This is a genomic window from Bradyrhizobium sp. WSM4872, assembly GCF_055811715.1.
In genome coordinates, this window is sequence record NZ_JBVVPT010000005.1 from 178,069 (window position 1) to 202,648 (window position 24,580).

Sequence of the window (24,580 nt, forward strand, 5' to 3'; positions counted from 1 at the left end):
GTTTCAATCGCGGGCGGAAGGACGGGTAGCCGGAAGGACTCTGCTGACATCTGCTCAGATCTCAATCGAAGTGAATTCGTGCATGCGAAAGGCCGGATGCCATGGACCCGCTGCGTGGTCTACGGCGCAACGTCCGATGTCGCTCTGATGCGAGAGAGCGGATACTTGTCGACCTCGGAGATGAGCTTGATCAAGCGATCAGCTGCACGGTCGATTGCCGCCTGACCACGCCTATCGTCTGCTAGACTGGCATTGCCGCATGCTCCCTTGGGATTGATGTCCTGCATCTGCCAGCCGAATCCGACCGCATGGCTCTCCGGCATCAGGATTTCGCATTCCGTCTCCAGAGTTTGGGACAGGGACCGGAAATCCTCGGCAAGGGTCATGTCGACAAGATTCGGATGGAGATAAAGCATCGCGCTGGTCTCGATTTCACCCGCATGGATTCCGTGCTTGCGTTCGGTCGGGGTGAAAAGGTCGGACATGTCCGTGAAGCGCGACCATTGTGAGGAGACGGCAAGCATTCCCAATCTGACACGGAGCTCGCGGCAGACGATCTCCATGATCTGCGGCTGTCCTCCATGCGAATTGACGAAGATAACCTTGCGGACTCCAGTTCTGTGAACGCTTTCGCAGACCTCGTACCAGAGGCGTCCGAGAGTTTCCGCCGATAGCGTCAACGTGCCGGGGAACGCCGAATGCTCGTTCGATTTCCCGATGGACATGGTCGGCAGGATCAGGGCCGGGAAGTCGTCGGCCATCCGTGCAACTGCGTGCTGCACGATGCCGTCGACGATGGCGGTGTCGACGCGGACCGGCAGATGCGGTCCGTGTTGCTCGACGGCGCCCACCGGGAGTACAGCGACGATCCTCTCCATGTCGAGGAGACGGAAGTCCTCGGCGGAGAGGTCCCACCACCAATGCGATTTCAGCTTCATCTCAGTCGCTTTCCGTTTTGGCTGCCGGCATGCACACGATCGTGCTCTCACGCGCCGAGTTCGAAGGACCAGCGTGGCGCTGATCAATGTCAGATATCGGCAGCGACATGAAAAGTGCTTAATTTCGTCTGTTCTGTTGCCCTTTTGGCAACGCAGCCGCTGCGGATAGCGATGATCAAGCTTCCGTTTTAGCCATGCCTCAGTCGGCAACGTCCCCGATCATCGTCTTCAGCATCTCTGCCAATACGCTTGCGATGGCGCTGGTCCCACGCGTATGGCCGATCAGCATCAGCGCCTGCGCGTCTTGGGAGAGCTCCCGTATGGTCACATAGGCAAGCCGGCCGGCGCGCCGCTCTGACTCGACGTCAAACGGCGTCAGGAAAGTAATGCCGTCGTTCAAAATGACCGCGTGCCGCATGATCTCAATCGAGTTCGTCTCGATGGCCGGGTGCAGGTCGATCGCGACACGAGCGAAGGCCGTATCCAGATAGGGACGGATCGCGCTGGTGCTGTCGGCGATGACCAGCGGGTAATCGGTGCAATCGCTGAGTCGGACGCTGGTTCGCTTTGCCAAGGGATGATTGGGTGCCATGACCGCGCCGAGCCGCCCGACGCCGCGTGCCAAGACTTTCAGATTGCTGTCCTTGCCAAAGTCGAAGCCGATGCCGAGATCCGCCTCGCCATTGGCAACAGCGAGCTGGATTTCCGTCCCTGTATTGAACAGCGTCAAGTTGAGCTTGACCCTCGGATTGGCAGCTCGAAACTCCATCACCGTGGTCGGGACGAGGTTCGAGGCGAGGCCGCTCATCATCGCCACCGTGATCTCGCCCCGGCGCAGGCCCTTCAATTCCTCGATCTTCACTTGTGCGCGCGTCAATTCCTTCAGCGTCTGGCGGACATGTCCGATCAGAACTTCGCCCGCGGCCGTGAGGATCAGCTTCTTGGGGAGGCGCTGGAAGATCGGCGTTCCAAGCTGGGTTTCTAGAGCCAGGATCTGACGGCTGATCGCGGACGCAGCGACATTCAGACGGTCCGCAGCCTTGCGGATCGAGCCCGTGCGGGCAACCTCGTCGATATAGTTCAGTAGCCGGCTGTGAAGCATCCTTGCCCCCATGAAGTTCGCAAGATGCAGTCTCGTTGCCGAAAAGGCAACGGGCCTGTCGAATCTAAGCGCTTTGAAGTGACGTTGGGGCATGCAACATCCATGCTGACGACAAGCGTACTGCCTTCAAGGAATTCATCATATGGCGTTCAGCGTCGCCGAACTCACGCACGCGAAAGCTTTCCGCATCTCGTCGAAGGACACCAACTATTTTGCTGTCCTGTTCGATCAGGTGACGGACCGGATCGGAAACATCTTCGTCATCGAGATATTCAGGCCCGGCGGCGCGACGCCGCCCAACGAGCATGCCGCCGCGCATGAATTCTTTCATGTGCTGCACGGCGTGGGTATCGCGCGCTGCGACGGCAAGACCTTGCCGATCAAGAAGGGAGACTCGCTCCTGTTGCATCCCGGCTCCGAGCACGTCATCGAGAACACGGGCCCCGGCAAGCTCTATACGCTCACGGTGATGACGCCGAACGAGGGTTTTTCCGAGTTGATCCGCAGCGGCGAGCCGGTGGAGCTCGACGCCGAGGACATCCGCGTTCTGCAAGGGTCCTGACCGATGGGCGCGGTAGCAGCTGATCCGGCCGCGCAGGACGAGCGCTTGTTGCCGCTCGGATCAAGCGGATTGAACAGCTGGATGGTTTCCGAGGCGCACGCAAATCTGGTGCGGCAAGTGGTGCTGCCGCGCCCGATGACGGTGCAGGCCCATGGCAAACTGGTTACGCTCGACCTTGCGCGGACCGCCATCATCATCGTCGACATGCAGAACGACTTTTGCCATCCCGGGGGGTGGCTGGCGCATATCGGAATTGACGTCACGCCAGCGCGTCGCCCGATTGAACCCTTGCGCCGGCTGCTCCCGATCCTGCGCAGCTCGTCGGTGCCGATCATCTGGCTCAACTGGGGCAATCGGCCCGACCGGCTCAATCTCAGTCCGTCACTGCTGCACGTGTACAATCCCACGGGCGTCGGCATTGGTCTGGGTGACCCGCTGCCAGGCTCGGGCGCGAAGGTGCTGGAGCGGGGCAGCTGGTCAGCGGCCATTGTCGACGAGCTTGCGGTCGAACCGACCGACATCCACGTCGCGAAGTATCGGATGTCAGGTTTTCAGGACACCGAGCTCGACAGCATCCTGCGCAATCTCGGCGTGACCACGCTGATGTTCGCAGGCGTGAACGCCGATCAATGCGTGCTCTGCACGCTTCAGGATGCGAATTTCCGCGGCTATGATTGCCTTCTCTTGGAGGATTGCGCCGCCACGACATCGCCCGACTACTGCATGGCCGCCACCATCTACAATGTTAACCAGTGCTTTGGCTTCGTCGTCGGGTCAGAGGCGATTGCGGCCGGGCTCGCCCAGCATGCTCAGAGGGGAGGCCGATCGTGACCGCTCTCGCAGTGGACGCACTTGACCGGCTGGTTGCAGATTTCGGCGACATTCCAGTCGTCACCGAGCGGAACGTCGTGCGCCGGCGCTCGCGCGATTTCTTCTGGTATAGCCCCATCCTGAAGGCGCAGCTCGATGGCAAGACTGCCGACCTGATGGTGCTGCCGCGTAACGAGGATGATGTCGTTCGGATCGCATCCGTTTGCGCCCGCCATCGCGTACCGCTCACCGTGCGCGGAGGCGGCACCGGCAATTACGGACAGGCCGTGCCGCTTGAAGGCGGTGTGCTCCTCGATATCTCGGGTCTCGACGGCATCGAGTGGATCAAGCGCGGCAGCGTCCGAGTCGGCGCGGGCGCCAAGATGAGCGCGATCGATGCGGCTGCGCAGCCCGAGGGATGGGAGCTGCGGTTGCATCCATCGACGAAGCGCATGGCGACGATCGGCGGCTTTGTCGCGGGTGGATCGGGAGGGATCGGTTCCGTCTCCTATGGCGGCTTGCGGGAGCCGGGCAACATTCTGGCGGCGCGGATTGTGACCCTGGAGGAGGAGCCGCGTGTGATTGAATTGCGCGGGGACGCGGCACAGAAGGTCAACCGCGCCTATGGCACGACCGGCATCATCACGGCGCTAGAAATGCCGCTCGCGCCTGCGTGGAACTGGATCGATGTCGTGGTCGCCTTCGACGATTTCATCGAGGCCGCAGCATTCGGCTACGAGGCTGCCCTCGCCGACGGGATCGTGAAGAAGGTTCTCTCACCGATTACCTGGCCGTTGCCCTCCTATTTCGGTGCGTTGAAGCCGTACTGTCCCCAGGGCAAAAGCGTGCTCATGGCCATGATCGCCGAACCCTCCCTCGAAAGTTTCACGTCACTTCTCGGCGGTCGAGGCACGATCACGCTCGAGATGCCGACCGACGAGAGCCCGAGCCGCGTGCCGCTCTACGAATATTGCTGGAATCACACCACGCTCCAGGTCCTGAAGAGCGATCGTTCCGTGACTTACCTGCAGTGCCTCTACCCGCATGACCGTGTCTTGGAAAAGGTCGCTGAGATCCGCGAGCTGTTTCCGGATGAGGTGATGCAGCATCTCGAGTTCATTCGCTTTGGCGGACGCCTCACCTGCAGCAGCCTCCCGGTGATACGATACAGCGATGCCGACCGCCTGAACGAGATCATACGGCTGCACGAGGATCGCGGCGTCTTCATCGCCAATCCGCACGTCTTCACCATCGAGGACGGCAGCCGCTACAAGCGCGCCGACGCGGATCAGCTCGGGTTCAAGCATGAGACCGACCCGCATGGCCTGCTCAATCCCGGCAAGATGCGGAGCTTCGTCAGCGCGAGGGGATGAGCGATGCGCGTGCTCTACGTGTATTGCCATCCACTCGCCGACAGTTTTCACGCCGCCATTCGGAGCGAGGCGATGGCCGGCCTCGCCGAGGCCGGCCACTTGGTCGATCTGCTCGACCTCTATGCCGAGGGGTTCGATCCCGTCCTGAACGCGGAGGGCCGCCGCGACTACCACGATCCCCTGCGAAACCGGGCCAACAACGAGGCCCATGTCGTACGCCTGATGGCGGCGAACGCGCTGATCGTGCAGTTTCCGACCTGGTCATTCGGGCCGCCGGCGATGCTCAAAGGCTGGTTCGACCGCATGTTCGGTCCGGGTATCGCGCTCGATTTGTCCGATCCCGCTCATGCGAGGCCGATGCTGCTACACATCGAACGCATCACAGGGATCGCGACCTATGGTCGGCCGCGCTGGCAGGCGATCGCCATGGCTGATCCGCCGCGCAAGATCATCAAGCGCTATCTGCCGTGGTTCGCCGGCGGCAAGGCGCGCGTGCGCTACTACGCGCTCTATCACATGAACGTTGCGACCGCGGGCAAACGCAAGCGCTTTCTCGCTCGGCTGCGGCGGGACATGAGCCGGTTCTAGCCGCTCGCTCCGAAAGCGACGACAAATCGCGCGGATCCTCTTGCTCCGTCAGCCACTAACGAAAACATCAGCTGCGTGCTTGATGCTGCCTACGCACGAACATTGTCATGCATCGGCGATGTCCGTACGTCGTTTCGCCGAAACGATCGCGCGTCATCCGAAAGGCAACGCATTGCGCGAATCAAAATGCTTCTAGGCGACTGCTTGGCTGTGCATCTTGAGTACGGGCGAGCACGCAGCCGTCCGGGGGCGGCTCCCTGAAAAGAGCTTGAGCTATGAGCGTAGCGACGACGTCGTCGCTGCGAACGGTTGCGGGCGCCCGCTTGTCAAACCAGGGGGCACACAATGTTCGATCTTCGACGTTTCTTCACCGCCGCGACCCTAGCCTTGATGGCTGCGGCATCAATCGGTCTTGCCCGCGCGGACGACCTCGCAGTCAAATCCGCCCGGAAGACACCCGATCTTCCATTCTTCCTCGTCGTCGATGATCGCCTGACATATGCGTGGATGCCGAAGGCGACGGACCCAGGTCTTTTCAGCGTTCAGCCGAACGGCGCCATCAACGGGACGACGGCGAAGCAGGTTTATGCATTCACGCATTTCGATGTCTGGGCGTACGGCACCAACTTCCTTTCGCTTTCGATGTTCAAGTCGGATCACAACGATCCTGCCAATCCCTGTGTCACGAACGCATCCGGGGCGATCGTGAGCAGCGTCTCCGGTCTACCGGCCAGCTGCGCCGGAATGACGGAGATCTACGGTTTGTTTCGTTCGACCTTCGGCTGGAACGACATATTCAATACCAAGGCGTTTGCGATCGGACCGCTCCATAACATTTCATTCGAAGTCGGCATGGATGCGAACACGGAGAACAGCTTCCTTGCGAACTCCAAGCGCGCGGTCGTCGCTGGTCTCCAGTTTGCGTTCGACCTCCCGTACAAGGGCTATTTCAACGTGGCGCCGCTCGCCTATTGGGAGTTTGCGAGCCGTAACGCGTTCGCCCAATGCGGCCTGTTCGGCGCTGGCGTTCCGTATCCCGCGCCGGGCGCGACCTGTCTCGCCGACGGCGAGCGGAGTTTCGACGTGACATGGTCGGTGGAGGCCAATTACTACATGGATCTAGGCTTCCTGCCCGAGAGCATGCAGTTCTGGTCGATCAGCGGCCGGGCCGCCTGGCAGGGACCGAAAGGCTACGAGAAAAATCCGGTCGTCAGCACGCCGACCGTCGTGACATTGAACTCCGAACCTATTCGTCTGACATTCGACGCCAGCAAGGCCCTCTGGGGACCGCGATACGCCCACTTCGTCGATCTCTGGGTTGCCTATCGCTACTGGCAGAACAAGTTCGGCCTCGATCACAATCGCAGTGCAAGCTGTCTGTTCAAGGGCGCCAGCAACAATAGCTGCACGGAAGAGACGGTCTATGCCGGGGTGACAATGAAATTCTGACGAGCTCGGGTGCCGACGACCGGCCAGTCACCGGCACCCGGAGCGCATCTTTTCCCGCTATAGCGTGCCCATTTTCTCGCGGCGAGTTGCCTGCCAAAGCGGCAGTGCTGGAGAGCATAAAAGCATGCGGAGCGCTTGATCCGTTCCGCCAAGCCCAGGTTCGGCTGTTACCGAACCGAGGCTTGCGACCAGACGAGCCGATAGAGCTGGCTCATTTCAGCAGGGCAGGGTCACCTGCACACGAAAACGGCGTTGCTCGAAAGGCAACGGATTGCTCGAATCAAAATGCTTTGAGGTGACAGTCCGCTTGTGCATCCTCAATTCGGAAAGTCTCGCAGCACGGGTCTTGCCGGCCGGCGCCGGCGTGACGCAGAAGGGCACCAGCATGGCCTTGAAAAATCTATTCCGAATGATCGCAGCCGGTCTGTTGGCGAGCGCAGGACTGGTCGCGTCCCTCGCGCCCGCGCAGGCCGCCGACAAGGTCACGTTTTTGACGAGCTGGTTCGCCCAGGCCGAGCACGGCGGCTTCTACCAGGCCAAGGCTACGGGGCTGTACGAAAAAGCCGGCCTGGATGTCACGATCAAGATGGGCGGCCCGCAGGTGAACGGCTCACAGCTTCTATTGGCCGGCGATACCGATTTCATGATGGGCTACGACATCCAGGTTCTCAAGGGTCGCGAGCAGAACCTGCCGCTCGTGACAGTCGCTTCCTCGTTCCAGTTCGACTTGCAGGGCATCATGGCTCATGACGACGTGGCTGATCTCGCCGCGCTCAAGGGAAGGCAGATCCTGATTGCCGGGTCGTCCCGAACAACATTCTGGCCTTGGCTGCGTACGAAATACGGCTATACCGACGACCAGATCCGTCCCTATACTTTCAACCTGCAACCCTTCTTCGCCGACAAGACGATTGCGCAGCAGGCCTATCCGTCCTCCGAGCCGTATCAAGCCGAGCAGCAGCAAGAGAAGGTCAAGTTCTTCCTGCTCGCGGACGGCGGCTACCCACCCTACGGCTCCACGATCGTGACCACCGAGAAGACGATCGCCGAAAAGCCCGGTGTGGTGGAGCGCTTCGTCAAGGCCTCGCTGGAGGGCTGGTACGACTACATGAAAAATCCGGCGCCCGGAAATGCACTGATCAAGGTCGACAATCCCAAGATGACGGATGGCCAGCTCGCATTCGCAGTCGAGCGGATGAAGGAGATGAAGGCAATCGACCGTGGCGATGCGGCAACGCTCGGCGTCGGCATCATCACGGCCGACCGATACAGGCAAATCTACGATTTCCTGGTCGCCGGAGGCCTGCTCGACCCCAAGGTGGACTGGCAGAAGTCGTTCGACGACCGTTTTGTCAGGAACCTGAAGATCGGTCTGAAATAGGGGATGCCGATATGACGGTGCTGTTGCCCGTTGAGCCGTTGGACGAGAGGGCAAGGCAGATGACGACCGCTGATGACCGCCCGCCGGCTGTCGAGGTCCTGTCGGCCGAGAAGGTGTTTGCCAACGGAGCGCGAGGCCTCGCGCCGATCGATCTTGCCATCGCAGAGGGCGAATTCCTGACCCTGATCGGGCCGTCCGGTTGCGGCAAGAGCACGTTGCTCAAGTTGATAGCCAACCTCATCGAGCCCTCCGACGGCCGTCTGCTGTGGTGGCGCGGCGATTTCGCTCAAGTGGGACAGGAGAGCAGGCGTCTCGCATTCGTGTTCCAGGAGCCGACCTTAATGCCCTGGGCTCGGGTCGAGGCCAATGTCCGCTTGCCGCTGGAGTTCGCCAACATGCCGCGAGCCACGGCGGATCCGAAAGTTGCCGATGCCATTGCCCGCGTCGGTCTCTCGGCGTTCAACCGGCATTTTCCGAGGCAGCTCTCCGGCGGAATGAAGATGCGCGTTTCCATCGCGCGTGCCCTGGTCACGAACCCAAATCTCCTGTTGATGGACGAGCCGTTCGGCGCACTCGACGAATTCACGCGCAACAGGCTCGACGACGATCTTGTCAACCTGTGGTGGGAGCGCAAGCTGACCACGGTGTTCGTCACGCATTCGATCTACGAGGCTGTGTTCCTCTCGACCCGGATCATCGTCATGGCCGCCAACCCGGGGCGCATCTTTCGCGTCATGACCATCGATCATCCGCAACCGCGCGATCAGGGATTTCGCGATAGCCCGCAATTTGCGGCCTATTGCCGCGAGCTGTCGACATGGCTTGCCGAGGCGTCCCTGCAATCGGTCGGGGGAGGAGAAAAGTGAAGCCCCTGCTCGAATCCGAAGTGTTCGTGCGCATCGCGGCCCCGCTTGCGGTAGGGGTTGTGCTGTTCGCCGTCTGGGAGGTCGGCTTTCAACTCGCCTCCGTTCCCGTCTACCTGTTTCCGAAGCCCAGCGACATCTTTAACAGCTTCCTCCAGCACGGCCCCTCACTGCTCCGCGCGCTGCTCGTGACCTTGCGGGTGACCTTGCAGGCGTTCGTGGCCGCAGTCATTCTCGGCACGCTGATCGCCTTCATGTTCGTGCAGAGCCGGGCGATCGAGGTCAGCCTGTTTCCCTATGCGGTGCTCCTGCAGGTGACACCGGTGGTGGCGATCGCGCCTCTCATCATCATCCTGGTCAAGAACACACAGATTTCGCTGACCATCTGCGCCACGCTGGTGGCGCTGTTTCCGATCATCTCGAACACGACGCTTGGACTGCGCAGCGTCGACCCTGGACTTGCGAGCTTCTTTCGAATGAATCGTGCCAGCCGCTTCAAGACGCTGGTTAAGCTGCGTATTCCGGGCGCGCTGCCTTATTTCTTTGGCGGCTTGCGGATATCGAGCGGCCTCGCGCTGATCGGCGCCGTGGTCGCGGAGTTCGTCGCGGGCACCGGCGGTCGTTCATCGGGACTCGCCTATGAAATTCTCGATGCGGGATTCTCGCTCGATATTCCCCGTATGTTTGCCGCACTATTCCTGATCACGTTGACCGGGGTGTTGTTGTTCGCGGCCATGGTCGCGCTGTCGCAGCTGGTACTGTCCAACTGGCACGACAGCGAGACCAGGACAGAAACATGACGGCGATCCTGATCGACAATGCCGCAGGCATCTTCACAGGCCTGCCGGGCGCTGCGATGCGCACCGCGGGTCAGATCCGCATCCGAGACGGCGTGATCGTCGCAATCGGTGCGCTCGCGCCGGAGCCGGGCGAGCAGCGGCTCGATGCGCGGGGGGGTGTGGTCTATCCCGGTCTGGTCTCGACGCATCATCATTTATTCCAGAGTGTCTTGAAGGGCGTGCGATCCGGGATCGACCTGCCGCTGGCCGGCTGGCTGCGCGCTGTGCCTTACCGGTTCTGGTCGAAATTCGACGAGGAGGCGCTTGCGGTCGCGGCTCGTATCGGGCTCGCAGAGCTGCTGCTGTCGGGGACGACGACGGTTGCCGACCATCATTATCTCTTCAGCGACACCTTCCGGTTCGATCCGGCGCAGGTCATCTTCGACGTTGCGCGAAGTCTAGGTCTCCGCCTGGTATTTTGCCGCGGCGGCGGCACCACGGCGCGCCACGTCGATACGGACAGGTTTGCAGCGATGCCGGTCGAAACGCTCGATCGCATGCTGCAATCGGTCGAGGCATGCGCGCAGCGTTTCCACGATGGCTCGCCGAACAGCCTGTCGCGGGTTGCGCTGGCGCCGACCACGCCGACCTGGTCGCTCGATCCGGGTGAGCTGCGCGAAGTGATCGCGGCGGCGCGGCGCATGGGGGTGCGGGTGCACAGCCATCTATCGGAAACCGCCGACTATGTCGAGTTCTGTTTGTCCGTCCATGGCAAGCGGCCGGTGCAATGGCTGGCCGATCACGATTGGCTCGGCGAGGACGTGTGGTTCGCGCATCTGGTGCATCTGGACGAGGAGGAGGTGCGCATCCTTGCGAGCACCGGCACCGGCATGGCGCATTGTCCTCAGTCGAACTGCCGCCTCGGCTCGGGTATTGCGCCTGCCGATGCGATGGCGCGTCTCGGTGGAGCCGTTTCGCTGGGGGTCGATGGGGCGGCCTCCAATGAAGCAGCGGACATGCTCTGCGAAATGCATAGCGCCTGGCACACGCACCGCGCGGTGAAGGGCGCGGGCGCCGTGACCGCCGAGGACGTCGTGCACTGGGCAACCGCCGGCGGCGCCCGCGTGCTCGGCATGCCCCATGTCGGCACGCTCGCGCCCGGGCAACAGGCGGACATCGCCATCTTCAATCTCGACCAGCCCCGACATTTCGGCATGCACGATCCCCTGATCGCGCCGGTGACGTGTGGCGGCTCGGCCAGACTCCGCTATCTCCTGATTGGCGGCCGGATCGTCGTCGAGGACGGAGCCATTCCGGGGCTCGATCTGCAAAAACTCAAAACCGATGCCGCGCGCGTCATCACGCGTCTGGCAGCCTAGAATCCGGGAGCAAGATCATGTTGAGCACGAAGCAGCCGGTGTTGCGCCGGTTCTGGTACGCGCTGATGCCGGTCGATCATCTCAAGGACGGGCCGAAGCCGTTCACGCTGCTCGGCGAGCCGATCGTGCTGTTCCTGGATGCCAAGGGCGAGCCTGCCGCGCTTGAAGATCGGTGCTGCCATCGCACCGCAAAGCTGTCGAAAGGCTGGTGCAACAACGGCAACATCGTCTGCGGCTATCATGGCTGGGAATACGATCGCGACGGCAAGCTAATCATGATCCCGCAATTTCCATTCGAGCAACCGGTTCCGGACGCGAAGGCGCGCTCCTTCCGGGCTAAGGCTCGCTACGGTTACGTCTGGGTGGCACTCGATGAGCCCTTGAGCGACATCCCGCCGATCCCCGAGGACGAGATGCCCGGCTATCGCCGTATCAACCAATTCTACGACAAGTGGAACACGGCGGCGCTACGGCTGATGGAGAACTCCTTCGACAACGCGCACTTCGCTTTTGTTCACAAGGGGACTTTCGGCGACATCAATCAGCCAAAGCCCGAGAAGTACGAGATCACCGAGAACGCCGCAGGCTTCGACGCCGAGACCGTCATCTCGGTTCGCAATCCGCCCAATGCTTACAGGATCACCGGCACGAAAGAGCCGATGACGAGGCGGCATCAGCGCAACAAATGGTTCATGCCATTTTGTCGGCGCCTCGATATGGAATATCCGTCCGGCATCCGTCACATCATCTTCAACTGCGCGACGCCGATTTCCGATGGACAGATCCAGGTCGTTCAGCTGCTGTTCCGCAACGACACCGAGGCCGACTGTTCAACCCAGGAGCTGATCGACTGGGACGCCGCGATCATCGCCGAAGATCGCGACATGCTGGAATCGACGGATCCCGACGCCGTCGTCGATATGGGCCGCAAGATCGAGATTCATATGCCGTCCGATCGGCCCGGCATGATCATGCGCAAGCGCCTGCTCGATTTGCTACGGCAGCATGGCGAGGAGGAGCAGCCGCGGCAATAGCCGGTCTCGCCCCAGCCGGTAACGGTGAAGTGGTTCAGTCTTGCAAGCCACCGCCGGGCTGAGGTCCTTGCTGCCGAACAGAGACAGGAAAGAAATAAGGCAGATGGCGATCTACAAAGCCGCACAATGGCTTTTTCAAACACGGAGGGTTGCCACTGGCAGGACAGGCGGTTGCCGGCAGGAGAAACCCCGGTTTCAGCCGTAGCTCGAACGGTGGGTTTTGGTCTAAAAAGATCGAAAATACTTTCTGTTTCAACGGGGATTGACTGACACTCTCTCCGCCACAGTGCTTCTCCACTGTGTCCGCGGGTGTGCGAACTTAGATTTCGCTGGCTTTGATTGGCTGGACCTAGCTCACACTTCCCCATGATGGATTGGAGCGAGAATTTAAGTTTTTCAATTGCTTAGAAGGCGGCGTGTGCGCGGCGTGTGCACCGCGAGATCAAGAAAAATCTCATCACAGCCTATGTGAGCAGGCCTCCTGAAGTGGGTAAGGCCGCCCCGCGTCGTGCGATGTTCACGAGATGAATTTCGGATGGCGCGGGAGTTGGTCGAGTGCCGACGAAGCAATTTCAATTGTCGGAATCGGGAACGTATTGCCGGCTGCGGACCCTAGCTCGCGCGTCGCGCGGCCAGCAATGCGACTCCCAAGCCGCACATCACGGCTCCCGAGGTCTGTCTCGTCCGCGCAATGAACTTTGGTCGTCCGGCGAGTCCATCCCTCGCTTTGGCCGCCCAACGGGTCACGATCAGGTCGACGCTGGTATTCAAAGCGACGGAAATCGTTCCGAGCACGACGAACTGCAGAGCCACGTGCGCGGTCGCGTCAACGAACTGCGGAATGAAGGCAAGGAAGAATGCGGCGGTCTTCGGATTCAGCGCTTCGACGACGATGCCTTCGCGCAGCGCATGGCCTGGCCCAGTCGTCCGGACGTCGGTCGGCGCGGTCACGCGCGCTTCCCTCCAGGTCTTGATGCCCAGCCAGATGAGATAGAAGGCACCGGCGACCTTCAGCGCGGTGAACGCTTCGGCGCTCGCCATCACCAGGGCCGAGATGCCGATCGCGCCCGCGAGCACATGTACGAAGCCGCCGAGCCCCAGGCCGACGCTTGATGCCAATCCCTCGTTGCGGCCGCCGGCCAGCGTGCGCGCGACGATGTAGAAGATGCCGGGTCCCGGAGTGACCGCCACGACCAGTGCGGCGGCCAAAAAGAGTAGGAACATCTGAAGATTAAACATTTCGAGGTCCGTTTACGGCGAAGATTGCAACCGGGCGTTCGTGGCGAACTCGGGTCTGCTCGCCGCGTCCGGGGCGAGTTGCGCGATGAGCCCGTGGATGTCGCCAAGAACCCACAGATCCGTGACCCTGCCATCGTGAAACGTAAAAAACGGTGCTCCGAACCACCAGACGTGACGTCCGGTCGGCGCGTAACCGAGCATCGGCCTTCGATGGATGCCGTGGAAGCGAAGCTTGCCTGAAACCCGGTTGCTTTCCTCGACCAGGGTGAGGATGTCCGATGTGTAGGACTCGAGCGAGTCCGTTACCCATCTGACGTAGTCCGCAAATTGGTCGTAGCCGACGAGGACGGGGCCGAGGGAGCCTCTGAACGTGAAGCCCGGCTGAAATATCTCCGGGATCAGAGCGATATCCGCGCGGTCCCACATATCTTTGTAGAATTTCCGGACGACTTACTTTTGCTGAGACAGAGGGATTTGACCGAAGTCCATGGCCGGCTCGAGTCCGGGCGGTGCGGCGATCATATTCTAATCCTTGCTTTGCGGACCGAGGTCCCTAGAGCCTACTTAAAGACTGTTCGAAATCTCCGAGTAGATCTGCTTCGTCCTCAAGTCCGACCGATAGACGGATCAAATCGTCTTCGACGCCTCTTTGAAGATGCGCTTCCGGACGAACCGCGAGCCGGGCGTGAACTAAGCTGGCAGGATGCATTATGAGCGTTTCGGCGTCTCCGAGGCTGACGGCCAGCGTAATGAGTTTGAGATTGTCAAGAAAGCGCCGGGCAGATTCAAAGCCTCCACGGAGACCAAAGGACAGCATGCCGGATCCTGCCGACATCTGCTTTTTCGCGATTGCGTACCGTGGATGGGACGGAAGGAATGGATAGTTCACCCATTCAACCAACGGGTGGGCATCGAGCATGCGCGCGATTGCAAGTGCATTGGATCCGTGGCGCTCCATCCGAAGAGGAAGCGTTTTGATACCACGCAGAATCAGTGACGAAGCCACAGGTGACAGGACGGCACCCGTGATATATCGGAGGCCACGATCTCGGATTTTTTCGATCAGTTCGGCCTGACCCAAGAGAGCGCCTCCAAGTAGGTCTCCGTGTCCGCTGATGTACTTCGTGAGTGAGTGCAGCACGACGTCCGCCCCATGTTGCAGAGGCCTTTGCAGCGCAGGCGATGCGAACGTACCATCGACGAAGACCAAGAGGCCGGCTCGTCGCGCACGGTCCGCAACGGCAACGATGTCGAGGACGTCGCCAGTTGGGTTCATGGGGGTCTCGAAATAGACAGCTTTGCTGCGTGAAGTAACAGCAGCATCGAGATTGGCGGGGTCGCTCAGATCGACTGGAACGGTCTTGATACCGAACCTGGGTAAACCCTGCTCGGTCATGGTCGTCGTATTCGAATACAGCGTTCGATGAACGACGAGCTCGTCACCCTGAGATAGCAGCGAAAGGATCAACGCTCCGAAGGCAGCCATTCCCGATGCGAATACGACTGCGTCTTCGGCGCCTTCCAGGCTTGCCAAGCGGGATTCCAGCAGCGCGGTCGTCGGATTGAACTCCCGCGCGTATAGCCTGCCTCCCGATGCAGCCGCCGCATCCAATTCAGCGACGCTGTCGAAGGCGAAGGTCGACGTCGTGTAAATGGGATGGGATACCGCGCGAGAGTGATGGCCAGGGTCGTACCCATGGTGGATCGCTCGCGTCGAGAACCCGAGCAGGGGTTCCTCGCTTGCAGTTCGTTCCGAAGCGGCCATCGTTTCGAAATCTCCCGTTTGGGTGGGCCGTAGTCGTCGTCTGGTTTCGACGGCCCGGCCCGCTACAGTCGCATCGCAGTTTTTCGGGGTCGAAGTCACCTATTGACGTCGACGACCGTGCGCCCGCGCACTTGGCCACTCATGAGGCGCTCCGCGGAGGCGACGACGTCACTCAGACCGATTTCGACCGCTGATCTCTCCAGATCGGCCTCGGTGAGCAAGGCGGCAAGACGGTCCCAGGCTTCGACGCGTTCCGCCTTCGGGCGCGTCACGCTGTTGATGCCGAACAGGGCGATTCCGCGCAGGATGAAGGGGGCAACGCTTGCGGGAAAGTCCAAACCTTGCGCCATGCCACAAGCTGCGACGGCTCCGTCCGCTTTGATGCCGGCGCACACGTTGGCGAGGGTGTGGCTGCCTACCGAGTCGATCGCGGCGATCCACCGTTCCTTCTGCAGCGGCTTGCCTGGTTGCGACAATTGGGACCGGTCGATGATCTCGTTTGCGCCCAGGCTCTTGAGGTACGGCTCTTCGTCGGGTCTTCCAGTCGAAGCCACGACGCGAAATCCGAGCTTGTGCAACAGCATGATCGCGATGCTGCCGACGCCCCCGCCGGCACCGGTCACCAGCACGTCGCCCGTGCCAGGGCGGATGCCAAACTTCTCGAGGGCGATGACCGATAGCATCGCCGTGTAGCCGGCGGTGCCGATGATCATCGCCCGGCGGGAAGGCATCGAATCCGGCAGCTTGATCAACCAGTCGGCCTTGACGCTGGCTCGCTGGGCCAGGCCGCCCCAGTGTTGTTCGCCGACCCCCCAGCCGTTGAGAACGACCCGGTCTCCCGGCGAGAAGGTCGAGTCGGAACTCGACGAGACCAGACCCGCGAAGTCGATCCCCGGCACCAGCGGGAAGGATCTGACGATCGGACCCTTGCCGGTGATCGCAAGGCCGTCCTTGTAGTTCAGGGTGCTGTACTCCACGTCGACGGTCACGTTTCCTTCGGGAAGGCGAGCCTCGGGCAACTCGGCCACCCCGGCGCGGTATCCTTGCTCGTCCTTTTCGATCAAAACGGCTTTGAACAATTTGAACTCCTATTTCACGTTTCTTTTGGACCGCGGCTTCGCCCCGTCCGGGCGCGGGAGACCGGCGACGAAGCCGGAGATGAAGGTATCGAGCGGCACGCCGTTCCTGACGAGGCGCGCCCGCATCACCGCCCCCTCCCAGCCGATCCAGAAGAACTCGGCCAAGGCATCGCAGTCCGCGGCATCTCCGATCTCGCCGGCGTCGCGCGCGAGTTCCAGGCAATGCGCCACCTTCCGCTGCCAGCCCTTGATGATTTCGTCCAAAGCGGACCTGTAATCGTCGGGTAGCGCCTCGACTTCCTGGCTGAGATTTCCGACGAGGCAGCCGCGCGTGTAGCTGTATTTCGCCATACCTGCCTTGGCGTCTTCGACGAAGGCTCGCATGCGTGCCAGCGGCGCGAGCCTCTCGTCGTTGAGGGCGCGGTCCAGCTTGTGCCGGAAAAAGGAATCGTACTCCTTCATGATTTCGCGACCGTATTCCGCCTTGCTCTCGAAGTAATGGTAGAACGAGCCCTTCGGCACGGTGGCGCGGCGCAGCAGTGCGTCCAGGCCCGTGGCGGCAAATCCCTGTTGAGTCATCACTTCCATTCCGCAACGGATCAGAACGTCGCGTGTCGGCGAGTATCCGATGTCGTGTCGCCGCGCCTCGGCCGGTTGGCGGCGATTATCTGAAGATTTTGCCATTTGTGTCCTTAATAGACCGATCGTCTAGAACACAAAAGCCGAATTTGAGCAAGCATGGAACCGCAATACCTGACGAACTGGAGACCGAAATAGCGCTGAAAATGCCACAAAATGCTGCAAGTGAATGCTTTTTTCGCAGTTTTTGCCGAGTCGTTGTGCGGTTATGCGTCGCGTTACGTCAGTTTCATACTTGACACAAAGTGTCCTTGGTTCGAAGGTTGGCCATTCTTCGAGAGAGGTGTCGCATGTTTCGCTTGTTCCGAAAAGCCGCGTCCATCGTCGTCGGCGTGGCTGTTCTTTGCGTCGGACATATCGCCGATCCGGCCGAGGCGGCCGATGTTTATCCCTCCACCACGATCAAGCTGGTCGTCGGTTTCCCGCCTGGAGGTCCGACGGACATCATTGGCCGCGTGATCGGCCGCCTTCTCTCGAAGGAGTTGAACCAGACCGTCATCATCGAGAACAACGGCGGTGCCGGCGGAATGATCGCCGCGTCAAACGTTTCCCGCGCGAAGCCCGACGGGTACACGCTCCTCGTCGCGGTGGAGTCCTCGAATACTCGCGCCAAGGCGCTCTATGCGTCTGTGCGCTATGATCAGCAGAAGGGCTTCACCTACATCCGGAAGGTCGCGAAGCAGCGGAATCTGCTCGTCGTGAACCCGACTTTTCCCGTGTCCAGCGTACCGGAGCTCGTCGCCTATCTGAAGGCGCACCCGGGAGAAGTGAACTTCGGCGGTACGTTCGGGGCGACATCCCACATTGGTGGCACGCTGTTCGATATGGCCTACGACACGAAAATGTCGTTCATCAACTATTCGGGCGGCAATCAACCGATAGTCGATTGCATGTCGGGGATTTTACAGGTGGGCTTCTTTACCGAAGCCACGATCGGTCAGCAGGTCAAGGCCGGCACCCTCAAGGCGCTCGCGGTGACGTCAGCCGAGCGGTCGCCGGCCTTCCCGGATCTGCCGACGATCGAACAGGCGGGTGGCAAGCCTATCGATATCTCCCCGTGGTTCGGGGTCGCGGGTCCGCCGGGCCTCCCCGCCGACGTCGTCGCCAAGGTTGGCGCTGCCCTCGACAAGGCTTCGAGTGATCCAGAGTTCCTGAAGCAACTGGAAACGATCGGCGCCACCCTGATCACCGGTTCGACGGTGGAGAGCTTCACGTCCGATGTCGGAAAGGAAGAGGCCTACTGGAATAAGTGGGCCAAGGATATCGGGGCGCCTCTGCAGAAGTAGCCCGCCGAAGGATAACCCATGGACTTCTATCAGCAGTACGACGCTCATCTTTCCGCCGACGAGCGCGATCACGTGGCGACGGCACGGGCATTTTGTGCCGGCGCCTTTTCCGAGAGCGTCTTGGCCGCGCACATGGCGGGCGAGGCGTTTCCGGAAAAGTGGATTGCCGAGTGGGCAGAGCTCGGCATGCTGGGGCTTCAGGCGAAGCGAGTTCACGGTGGTCTGGAAGCGTCCTACCTCTGCAAAATCCGGGTCGCGCAGGAAATGGCGCGCCACGGCTTCGCGGCGGCGTTCTGCCTGAACCATCACCAGGGCGGAGCGACGCGCCTTTCCCAGACAGGTGCGCCGATCCAGATCGAGCGATTGTTGCAGCCCGCGCTGCGCGGGGAGCTTCTCCTGACGACGGCCATGACCGAGCCTGCGGGCGGGAGCGATGTCTCCGCGCTTACCACGACGGCCGTTCCGGTCGACGGTGGCTGGGCTCTGAGCGGCACCAAGGCCTGGATGACGGACGGCCTGCTGGTCGGAGGCTTGATCGTCCTGGCCCGCGTGGGCGATGCGGCGGGGGCAGGGGACATCGCCAGTTTCTACGTGCCGTTCGGTGAGGCCAATACGGTCCGGCGAAGCGAGATCGTCGTTCCGGGAGCGCGTTCCTTCCGCCTGGCCGAGGTAGCCTTCGACGCTCACTTCATTCCCGAGTGGTGTCTGATCGCAGCGCCGGGCGCTGCTCTCAAGGCATCGATGGCTTCCGTCAACGCGGCTCGCGTCCACGTGGCCGCCATGTGCGTCGCGACGCTGCATGCGGCGCTGTGCGAGGCGGTCGACTACTGCGAGGGCCGGCAGGCCTTCGGAAAGCCGCTGACCGGACATCAGGGCCTGCGCTGGGAGCTCGCGGAGGTGTCGGTTCGGCTCGAGGCCGCCAACGCGCTCGTCTTCCGCGCCGCCGAGCAGATACAGATCGGCGGGAATCCGGTCGCGCTCGCCGCGCAAGCCAAGAAGTTCGCGGTCGATACGGCGCTGTGGGGCATCGATCAGTGTGTCCGGATCGTGGGCGCGACCGGCGCCAGCGGGGCCCACCGTCTGAACATGCATTTCGCCGAGGTCCGGATGGCGGCCTACGCCGACGGCACCAACGAGATGCTGCTCGATCGGGTCGGTCGCGGCCTGTCGACGACGTACCCCAAGTCAATCCCGTAGCAAACACGGCGGACGAAACGATGCGCAACGTAGTGGTTGAGAATGCGGCAGCGGCCGTGGAAGGCATCAAGGACGGCGACACTGTCATGATGGGCGGGTTCGGCGGAGCGGGTCTTCCGCTCGGAGTGGTCAAGGCGGTGCTCGACAGGGGGGTCCGCGACTTGACGCTGGTATCGAACAACGCGGGCTCCACAGAGGACGATCTGTCGTTGTGGTTCGAGGCCAAGATCGTCCGTAAGATCGTCTGCTCCTACCCGCGCAGTGCCAAGCAATTCGCTGAGCAATATCGTGCCGGCACTGTCGAACTCGAACTCGTTCCGCAGGGCACGTTGGTGGAACGCATCCGAGCGGGTGGCGCCGGTCTTGGCGGCTTCCTTTCTCCCGTCGGCGTCGGAACGGTGTTTGCGAAGGGCAAAGAGAAGATCGTCGTCGAAGGACGAGAGTTCATTCTAGAGCTTCCGCTTCGGGCAGATTTTGCTTTCGTCAAGGGGCATCTCGCCGACACGCTCGGCAACGTCACCTACAACAAGACGGCGCGCAATCATTGCGCGGTCATGGCGACCGCCGGCCGGACGGTGGCCGTGGAGGTCGACCGCGTGGTTGAAGCCGGCGATCTGGATCCGGAAGCCATTGTCACGCCCTGCATCTTCGTCGACCGCGTTTTCGCAAGGAGCCTTCGATGACCCCGCTTTCACGCGACGCATTGGCGCGCACGGTCGCGCTTCATCTGCCGGCGGAGGGCTTCGTGAATCTCGGGATCGGCGCTCCTACGCACGTGGCCGACTACTTGCCGGCCGGTTCGGGCGTAATCCTTCACAGCGAGAACGGCATCCTCAACGTAGGCCCAAAGCCAGCGGCAGGCGAAGAGGACTGGGATCTCATCAACGCCGGGAAAATGCCGATCTCGCTTCGGACAGGTGGCTCCTACTTCGACTCCAGCCTCTCATTCGCGATGATGCGGGGCGGCCATCTCGACGTCGCCGTGCTGGGCGCGTTCCAGGTCTCCAAGGACGGCGACCTTGCCAACTGGACGACCGGAGACAATGGGTCTCCGCCCGGCATCGGTGGAGCAATCGATCTAGCCGTCGGCGCGAAGTCGATCTGGGTGATGATGGATCACACCACGAAGGATGGTCGTCCCCGCATCGTGGAGCGATGCGGGTATCCACTCACCGCGCGTAGAGTGGTGACCCGGATATTCACCAGCCTCGCCATCATCGACGTGACGGAGGGAGGGCTGGCGGTCTGGGCGCTGCTCGACGGCCTCACGATTCAGGCGCTGCGCGATCGGACGGAGGCGCCGCTGCACGTCGCCGGCGAGGTCCGGACCATCAAGCAGGACGGGAGCGTCGCATGACCTATTGCGTCGCCGAACTGGTCGCAGACAGTCTCGTCGCCCATGGGATCGACCGGGCCTTCGGCGTGCCGGGAGAAAGCTTTCTGGCGCTGCTGGATGCGCTGCGCGACCGCAGCGATTTCGATCTGGTGACCTGTCGGCACGAAGGAAGTGCAAGCCTTGCGGCCGTCGCCGACGCCAAGCTCACGGGTCGCGCCGGAGTCGTGATGGCGAGCCGTGGCCCAGGCGCCTTCAACGCCGCGCTTGGACTGCATGTCGCCGCGCAGGAAGCGATTCCGCTGGTGATGCTGGTCGGTCAAGTCGACCGTCCGAACCTTGCGCGGGACGCTGTGCAGGAGATCGACTGTGGCCGTTCGTTCGATGGCGTGCTGAAATGGTCCGTGCGTCTGAACTCGGCGGATCTCGTTCCTGAGATGATGGCCCGCGCGTTCGCGGTGGCCCATGCGGGAACGCCCGGCCCGGTCGCCGTCGAGCTGCCTGAGGATCTCCTAGAGGAAGCGGCAGAGGGACTTGCCATCAGGACTAATGGACTCGCGCGCCCGGAGCCAGGCAGTGCGGCCATCGAAAAAGCGGCGGCGGCGTTGACGGCAGCGGAGCGGCCGATCCTGCTGGTCGGCGGCGAATGCCGGACGGCATCGTTCCGCGAAGATCTGGTCGCGTTCTCCGAGAAGTGGAACGTCCCAGTCGTCACCATGAACAAGATGCAGGACCAATTTCCGAACGCTCACCCGCTGTGGGGCGGTCAGTTTGGGTTCTTTCCCTCCCAACCTCACGCCAAACTGCTCGAACGAGCCGACCTCGTCGTTGCCGTCGGAACGCGTCTGGGCGACCTGTCCTCGCTCGGCTTTGCGTTTCCGAGACAGGCCGAGCCGCGCCAGCCGTTGGTCCACGTCTATCCGGATCCCGATGCGATCGGAAAGCGCGTCCAGACCGACGTCGCGGTCGTTTCCGGATCGCATGCGTTCGTGTCGGCCATGCTGGCCGTTTCCACGGCAGCGCCGGACCGGACCGAGTGGCTCCGAGCAGCCGCCGCGGTGCGGACGGCCACGCACGGTTGGCCTCGTTTCGGCGTACCGTCCGCAGACGTCTTCGGTCACGCCGTGGCGGCCATCGCCATACACTTCAAGCCCGACGGCGTCGTCACAACGGACTCCGGCAATTTCGCCGGATGGGTCCATCGCATCTTCAGCTTCGAGCCGACCGCACGACTACTCGGCTCGGCTTGCGGCGCGATGGGCAGCGGGGTCCCGTCCGGGCTCGCCGCGAGCCTTCGCTTTCCGGGGCGGCAGGTCGTAGCCTTTTGCGGAGACGGAGGCTTCCTGATGACGGGCAACGAACTGGCGACGGCCGTCGCCAGAGGGGCGGACCTCAAGATCGTCGTATCGAACAACTGGTCCTACGGGACGATCCGATCCCATCAGGAGCGGGCCTTCCCCGATCGTCCGTACGGCACTGATCTTTCGAACCCCGACTTCGCCGCCTTGGCACGTGCCTTCGGCGCGAAGGGATTCGTCGTCGAGGACGCGGAGAGCGCTCCGTCGACGGTCGCTGAGGCCATGACGGCCAAAGGACCGGTCGTCATCGAGGTGCGATCCGATGTGCGTCAGACGCTGGACAAATCGCTCGCCGTTTCACGCTGAAATCGTTCGGATCAAGGCCTAGGAGAACCAAGATGGACGCCATCGCAATCGAGAAGTCCCAGGTCGCGACGTCCTGGCAGGGCGTCGTGCGCTTCCTGCACAAGACCCCGCGAGCCTTTCTGCCGATGCGCTCGTTTCCTTCGCTCGAGCTCGTCGCCGGACGCGGGATCGAGGGTGATCGATATTTCGTCGGTCACGAAACCGGATTCTACTCCCACAAGCCGGAGGAGGGACGGCAGGTCACCCTGTTCGAGGTGGAGACGCTCGAGGCGCTGCGACGCGACCACAAGATCGAGTTGCTGCCCGAGGAACATCGCCGCAACGTGACCGTCGAAGGCGTCCCGCTGAATCATCTCGTCGGCCGTCGCTTCCGGCTGGGAGAGACGATCGTAGAGGCGACCCGTCTTTCGACGCCGTGCCGGCACATCGAAGAGATACTCGGCAAGCCGGTCTTCGATCCGCTCATCAACCGGTCGGGGCTGAACTGCAAGATCGTCGCCGGAGGCACGCTGCGTGTCGGTGACGCAGTGAGGCCGATATAGATGGCGAAGGCGATCAAGACGGTCTCCACCGTTGTCTCTAAGGTCGAGGATCTCGGCAACGACGCTAAGCGCTTTACGCTGGTCGATCAGGACGATTGGGAGCTGCCTCCGTTTCGGCCCGGGGCGCATATCGACGTCCATCTTGGGCAGGGTCTCGTCCGGACCTACTCCCTCTGCAACGAGCCGGACGACAATCGGCGCTACGTGATAGCGGTGAAGCGGGAACGCGAGGGCCGCGGCGGCTCGAATTTCCTGCACGAACGCGTGGAGGTGGGACAGCCGCTTTCCGTCTCGCTGCCGCGCGGCGGGATCGCGCTGCATCCGGAGGCAACGAACGTGTTCGTTGCGGGAGGCATCGGCGTGACCCCGTTCATCTCCGCGATCCGGCATCTCGAGCGTCGGGGGCGTTCGAATTACGTGCTGCATTGGACCAGTCGCGGGCAGCCGGTCCTGCCCGACATGATTGTGCAAGCGATCGAAGCGGGCCGTGTTCGCCTGTACGACACGACCACCCAGGCCAAGCCCGTCATCGCCGCGATCGTGGGGGAGTTCGTCGGGTCTGGTCTGGCGGCCTGCTGCGGACCTGCCCTGATGCTGCAGGCCTTCGAAGATGCCGTTTCGGCCTGGCCGGAAGAGCGAAAGCACATTGAGATGTTCACGCCGCCGAAAGTCTCCGCCAAAAGCGACGTGCCTCCCTACGAACTCTATCTGTCGGCGAGCAAGAAGTTGGCAACCGTCACGCCGGATGTCGGTCTTCTCGGGACGCTGGATGCGCTCGGCGTCGACGTCCCCGTGTCCTGCGGCGGAGGCATCTGTGGCGCCTGCCGCACGCGCTGGACCGAGGGGCCGCCCATCCATCGCGATCGCGTGCTGTCGCCCGCCGAACGACAGAATGAGCTCATCGTCTGTGTGGGCGACTGCGCGGGACAGCGACTGGTGCTTGATCTGTGATCGTTTGGAGAACCCATTCTACGGTTTGAATTGTCGATGGTTTGGTGCGAGATCGATGCAGGCAATCATTTCGGAAAGATCCGAGCGCAATGACACTCAACCTCAAATTCCTCCGCGTGCAGAGCGGCATGACGCTGGAGCAGCTTGCGGCCGATTCCGGTCTGACCCGCAGCTATCTTTCCAAGCTGGAACGCGGGCTCTCTTCTCCATCGATAGGCTCCGCGATCAAGATCGCCGAGGCTCTCGGAACGACTTTGGACCACTTCTACGGCCAGCCCGACGACCACGATCCGATCACGATTGTCCGCGCGAAGAACGGGAAAGCGGGCGATGTCGACACGCACCTGTCGCTCGTCGCTGGACTCGCTCCCGAACGCACGATGCGCGCCTTCGTCGTGAGGCCGACCAAAACGGCAAAACGCGGTCGCATCATGAGCCACCACGAAGGTGAGGAGATCTTGTTCATCCTCACGGGCCGGATCGAACTCGTCATCGGGAAGCGCAAGGAAACGCTCAATCCGGGCGACTGCATTCAGTTCGATTCCACGATCCCGCACAAGCTGATCCAGGTGTCTTCCGAACCGGCATCGGCGCTCGTCGTGATAGCGACCAAAACCGCATAGAGGT

24 protein-coding genes and 1 pseudogene are annotated in these 24,580 nt (G+C 61.9%); 18 read left to right on the forward strand and 7 right to left on the reverse strand.

The features are described 5' to 3' along the window. Window positions 1–119 precede the first annotated feature (119 nt). Window positions 120–938, reverse strand: coding sequence for a creatininase family protein (locus tag AC0L3C_RS09820; RefSeq protein WP_473407874.1), 819 nt, complete (start codon window positions 936–938; stop codon window positions 120–122). Window positions 939–1,137: 199 nt separating this feature from the next. Next, a complete protein-coding gene (locus AC0L3C_RS09825; protein WP_473407817.1) occupies window positions 1,138–2,040 on the reverse strand; it encodes a LysR family transcriptional regulator in 903 nt (300 codons plus the stop codon). 142 nt (window positions 2,041–2,182) lie between these two features. Between AC0L3C_RS09825 and AC0L3C_RS09830 the strand changes: the two genes are divergently transcribed. The 10 genes from AC0L3C_RS09830 (at window position 2,183) to AC0L3C_RS09875 (ending at window position 12,258) form a co-directional block, all read left to right on the forward strand. After that, window positions 2,183–2,602, forward strand: a complete 420-nt coding sequence (locus AC0L3C_RS09830; RefSeq protein WP_473407818.1) for a cupin domain-containing protein — start codon at window positions 2,183–2,185, stop codon at window positions 2,600–2,602. Between the two features lie 3 nt (window positions 2,603–2,605). Then, complete coding sequence (locus AC0L3C_RS09835; RefSeq protein WP_473407819.1) at window positions 2,606–3,433, forward strand: cysteine hydrolase family protein; 828 nt, start codon at window positions 2,606–2,608, stop codon at window positions 3,431–3,433. Then, window positions 3,430–4,785 carry an FAD-binding oxidoreductase gene (locus AC0L3C_RS09840; RefSeq protein WP_473407820.1) on the forward strand — a complete coding sequence of 452 codons (1,356 nt, stop codon included), beginning with the start codon at window positions 3,430–3,432 and terminating at the stop codon, window positions 4,783–4,785. The genes AC0L3C_RS09835 and AC0L3C_RS09840 overlap by 4 nt, the downstream gene beginning before the upstream one ends. 3 nt (window positions 4,786–4,788) lie before the next feature. Next, on the forward strand, window positions 4,789–5,373 hold the full coding sequence (locus AC0L3C_RS09845; RefSeq protein ID WP_473407821.1) for an NAD(P)H-dependent oxidoreductase: 585 nt from the start codon (window positions 4,789–4,791) through the stop codon (window positions 5,371–5,373). 345 nt (window positions 5,374–5,718) lie between these two features. Beyond that, window positions 5,719–6,822: a hypothetical protein gene (locus AC0L3C_RS09850; RefSeq protein WP_473407822.1), complete on the forward strand. Its 1,104-nt coding sequence runs from the start codon at window positions 5,719–5,721 to the stop codon at window positions 6,820–6,822. Window positions 6,823–7,129: 307 nt separating this feature from the next. Next, complete coding sequence (locus tag AC0L3C_RS09855) at window positions 7,130–8,203, forward strand: ABC transporter substrate-binding protein (protein WP_473407823.1); 1,074 nt, start codon at window positions 7,130–7,132, stop codon at window positions 8,201–8,203. Between the two features lie 59 nt (window positions 8,204–8,262). Further along, window positions 8,263–9,069, forward strand: a complete 807-nt coding sequence (locus AC0L3C_RS09860; RefSeq protein ID WP_473257921.1) for an ABC transporter ATP-binding protein — start codon at window positions 8,263–8,265, stop codon at window positions 9,067–9,069. Continuing rightward, window positions 9,021–9,866: an ABC transporter permease gene (locus AC0L3C_RS09865; RefSeq protein WP_473407824.1), complete on the forward strand. Its 846-nt coding sequence runs from the start codon at window positions 9,021–9,023 to the stop codon at window positions 9,864–9,866. The genes AC0L3C_RS09860 and AC0L3C_RS09865 overlap by 49 nt, the downstream gene beginning before the upstream one ends. Then, window positions 9,863–11,224: an amidohydrolase family protein gene (locus tag AC0L3C_RS09870; RefSeq protein WP_473257916.1), complete on the forward strand. Its 1,362-nt coding sequence runs from the start codon at window positions 9,863–9,865 to the stop codon at window positions 11,222–11,224. Before AC0L3C_RS09865 ends, AC0L3C_RS09870 begins: the two co-directional genes overlap by 4 nt. Before the next feature lie 17 nt (window positions 11,225–11,241). Further along, the gene (locus AC0L3C_RS09875; protein WP_473257914.1) at window positions 11,242–12,258 is read left to right on the forward strand and encodes an aromatic ring-hydroxylating dioxygenase subunit alpha; all 1,017 of its coding nucleotides are present in this window, start codon (window positions 11,242–11,244) and stop codon (window positions 12,256–12,258) included. Between the two features lie 612 nt (window positions 12,259–12,870). On the opposite strand, the gene AC0L3C_RS09880 is transcribed toward AC0L3C_RS09875, so the two are convergent. The 5 genes and pseudogenes from AC0L3C_RS09880 to acuR form a co-directional block, all read right to left on the reverse strand. Next, complete coding sequence (locus AC0L3C_RS09880; RefSeq protein WP_473407825.1) at window positions 12,871–13,497, reverse strand: LysE family translocator; 627 nt, start codon at window positions 13,495–13,497, stop codon at window positions 12,871–12,873. 12 nt (window positions 13,498–13,509) lie between these two features. Beyond that, window positions 13,510–13,932 (reverse strand): annotated as a pseudogene (locus tag AC0L3C_RS09885) (ester cyclase); the annotation flags it as partial. 118 nt (window positions 13,933–14,050) lie between these two features. After that, complete coding sequence (locus tag AC0L3C_RS09890) at window positions 14,051–15,262, reverse strand: trans-sulfuration enzyme family protein (RefSeq protein ID WP_473407826.1); 1,212 nt, start codon at window positions 15,260–15,262, stop codon at window positions 14,051–14,053. Window positions 15,263–15,357: 95 nt separating this feature from the next. After that, complete coding sequence (acuI, locus tag AC0L3C_RS09895) at window positions 15,358–16,341, reverse strand: acrylyl-CoA reductase (NADPH) (protein WP_473257903.1); 984 nt, start codon at window positions 16,339–16,341, stop codon at window positions 15,358–15,360. Window positions 16,342–16,350: 9 nt separating this feature from the next. Then, window positions 16,351–17,025 carry an acrylate utilization transcriptional regulator AcuR gene (acuR, locus tag AC0L3C_RS09900; RefSeq protein ID WP_473257901.1) on the reverse strand — a complete coding sequence of 225 codons (675 nt, stop codon included), beginning with the start codon at window positions 17,023–17,025 and terminating at the stop codon, window positions 16,351–16,353. Window positions 17,026–17,270: 245 nt separating this feature from the next. Between acuR and AC0L3C_RS09905 the strand changes: the two genes are divergently transcribed. From AC0L3C_RS09905 to AC0L3C_RS09940, 8 genes are all read left to right on the forward strand, one after another. Further along, window positions 17,271–18,266, forward strand: a complete 996-nt coding sequence (locus AC0L3C_RS09905; protein ID WP_473257898.1) for a Bug family tripartite tricarboxylate transporter substrate binding protein — start codon at window positions 17,271–17,273, stop codon at window positions 18,264–18,266. A gap of 18 nt (window positions 18,267–18,284) precedes the next feature. After that, on the forward strand, window positions 18,285–19,463 hold the full coding sequence (locus AC0L3C_RS09910; RefSeq protein ID WP_473257896.1) for an acyl-CoA dehydrogenase family protein: 1,179 nt from the start codon (window positions 18,285–18,287) through the stop codon (window positions 19,461–19,463). Window positions 19,464–19,483: 20 nt separating this feature from the next. Beyond that, window positions 19,484–20,146: a CoA transferase subunit A gene (locus AC0L3C_RS09915; protein WP_473257892.1), complete on the forward strand. Its 663-nt coding sequence runs from the start codon at window positions 19,484–19,486 to the stop codon at window positions 20,144–20,146. Then, window positions 20,143–20,820: a 3-oxoacid CoA-transferase subunit B gene (locus AC0L3C_RS09920; protein WP_473407827.1), complete on the forward strand. Its 678-nt coding sequence runs from the start codon at window positions 20,143–20,145 to the stop codon at window positions 20,818–20,820. The genes AC0L3C_RS09915 and AC0L3C_RS09920 overlap by 4 nt, the downstream gene beginning before the upstream one ends. Next, the gene (locus AC0L3C_RS09925; protein ID WP_473257885.1) at window positions 20,817–22,460 is read left to right on the forward strand and encodes a thiamine pyrophosphate-dependent enzyme; all 1,644 of its coding nucleotides are present in this window, start codon (window positions 20,817–20,819) and stop codon (window positions 22,458–22,460) included. Before AC0L3C_RS09920 ends, AC0L3C_RS09925 begins: the two co-directional genes overlap by 4 nt. Window positions 22,461–22,492: 32 nt before the next feature. Continuing rightward, window positions 22,493–23,002, forward strand: coding sequence for an MOSC domain-containing protein (locus tag AC0L3C_RS09930; RefSeq protein WP_473257883.1), 510 nt, complete (start codon window positions 22,493–22,495; stop codon window positions 23,000–23,002). Continuing rightward, window positions 23,003–23,953, forward strand: a complete 951-nt coding sequence (locus tag AC0L3C_RS09935) for a PDR/VanB family oxidoreductase (RefSeq protein ID WP_473257881.1) — start codon at window positions 23,003–23,005, stop codon at window positions 23,951–23,953. It begins immediately after the preceding gene. Between the two features lie 89 nt (window positions 23,954–24,042). Further along, window positions 24,043–24,576 carry a helix-turn-helix domain-containing protein gene (locus tag AC0L3C_RS09940; RefSeq protein WP_283843491.1) on the forward strand — a complete coding sequence of 178 codons (534 nt, stop codon included), beginning with the start codon at window positions 24,043–24,045 and terminating at the stop codon, window positions 24,574–24,576. Window positions 24,577–24,580 lie beyond the last annotated feature (4 nt).

Excerpts from the sequence above, each read along its gene's own strand:
- AC0L3C_RS09820 (WP_473407874.1), bottom strand. The coding sequence starts at position 938 with ATGAAGCTGAAATCGCATTGGTGGTGGGACCTCTCCGCCGAGGACTTC.
- AC0L3C_RS09825 (WP_473407817.1), bottom strand. The coding sequence starts at position 2,040 with ATGCTTCACAGCCGGCTACTGAACTATATCGACGAGGTTGCCCGCACG.
- AC0L3C_RS09830 (WP_473407818.1), top strand. The coding sequence starts at position 2,183 with ATGGCGTTCAGCGTCGCCGAACTCACGCACGCGAAAGCTTTCCGCATC.
- AC0L3C_RS09835 (WP_473407819.1), top strand. The coding sequence starts at position 2,606 with ATGGGCGCGGTAGCAGCTGATCCGGCCGCGCAGGACGAGCGCTTGTTG.
- AC0L3C_RS09845 (WP_473407821.1), top strand. The coding sequence starts at position 4,789 with ATGCGCGTGCTCTACGTGTATTGCCATCCACTCGCCGACAGTTTTCAC.
- AC0L3C_RS09850 (WP_473407822.1), top strand. The coding sequence starts at position 5,719 with ATGTTCGATCTTCGACGTTTCTTCACCGCCGCGACCCTAGCCTTGATG.
- AC0L3C_RS09860 (WP_473257921.1), top strand. The coding sequence starts at position 8,263 with ATGACGACCGCTGATGACCGCCCGCCGGCTGTCGAGGTCCTGTCGGCC.
- AC0L3C_RS09865 (WP_473407824.1), top strand. The coding sequence starts at position 9,021 with ATGGCTTGCCGAGGCGTCCCTGCAATCGGTCGGGGGAGGAGAAAAGTG.
- AC0L3C_RS09870 (WP_473257916.1), top strand. The coding sequence starts at position 9,863 with ATGACGGCGATCCTGATCGACAATGCCGCAGGCATCTTCACAGGCCTG.
- AC0L3C_RS09875 (WP_473257914.1), top strand. The coding sequence starts at position 11,242 with ATGTTGAGCACGAAGCAGCCGGTGTTGCGCCGGTTCTGGTACGCGCTG.
- AC0L3C_RS09880 (WP_473407825.1), bottom strand. The coding sequence starts at position 13,497 with ATGTTTAATCTTCAGATGTTCCTACTCTTTTTGGCCGCCGCACTGGTC.
- AC0L3C_RS09890 (WP_473407826.1), bottom strand. The coding sequence starts at position 15,262 with ATGGCCGCTTCGGAACGAACTGCAAGCGAGGAACCCCTGCTCGGGTTC.
- acuR (WP_473257901.1), bottom strand. The coding sequence starts at position 17,025 with ATGGCAAAATCTTCAGATAATCGCCGCCAACCGGCCGAGGCGCGGCGA.
- AC0L3C_RS09905 (WP_473257898.1), top strand. The coding sequence starts at position 17,271 with ATGTTTCGCTTGTTCCGAAAAGCCGCGTCCATCGTCGTCGGCGTGGCT.
- AC0L3C_RS09910 (WP_473257896.1), top strand. The coding sequence starts at position 18,285 with ATGGACTTCTATCAGCAGTACGACGCTCATCTTTCCGCCGACGAGCGC.
- AC0L3C_RS09915 (WP_473257892.1), top strand. The coding sequence starts at position 19,484 with ATGCGCAACGTAGTGGTTGAGAATGCGGCAGCGGCCGTGGAAGGCATC.
- AC0L3C_RS09920 (WP_473407827.1), top strand. The coding sequence starts at position 20,143 with ATGACCCCGCTTTCACGCGACGCATTGGCGCGCACGGTCGCGCTTCAT.
- AC0L3C_RS09925 (WP_473257885.1), top strand. The coding sequence starts at position 20,817 with ATGACCTATTGCGTCGCCGAACTGGTCGCAGACAGTCTCGTCGCCCAT.
- AC0L3C_RS09930 (WP_473257883.1), top strand. The coding sequence starts at position 22,493 with ATGGACGCCATCGCAATCGAGAAGTCCCAGGTCGCGACGTCCTGGCAG.
- AC0L3C_RS09935 (WP_473257881.1), top strand. The coding sequence starts at position 23,003 with ATGGCGAAGGCGATCAAGACGGTCTCCACCGTTGTCTCTAAGGTCGAG.
- AC0L3C_RS09940 (WP_283843491.1), top strand. The coding sequence starts at position 24,043 with ATGACACTCAACCTCAAATTCCTCCGCGTGCAGAGCGGCATGACGCTG.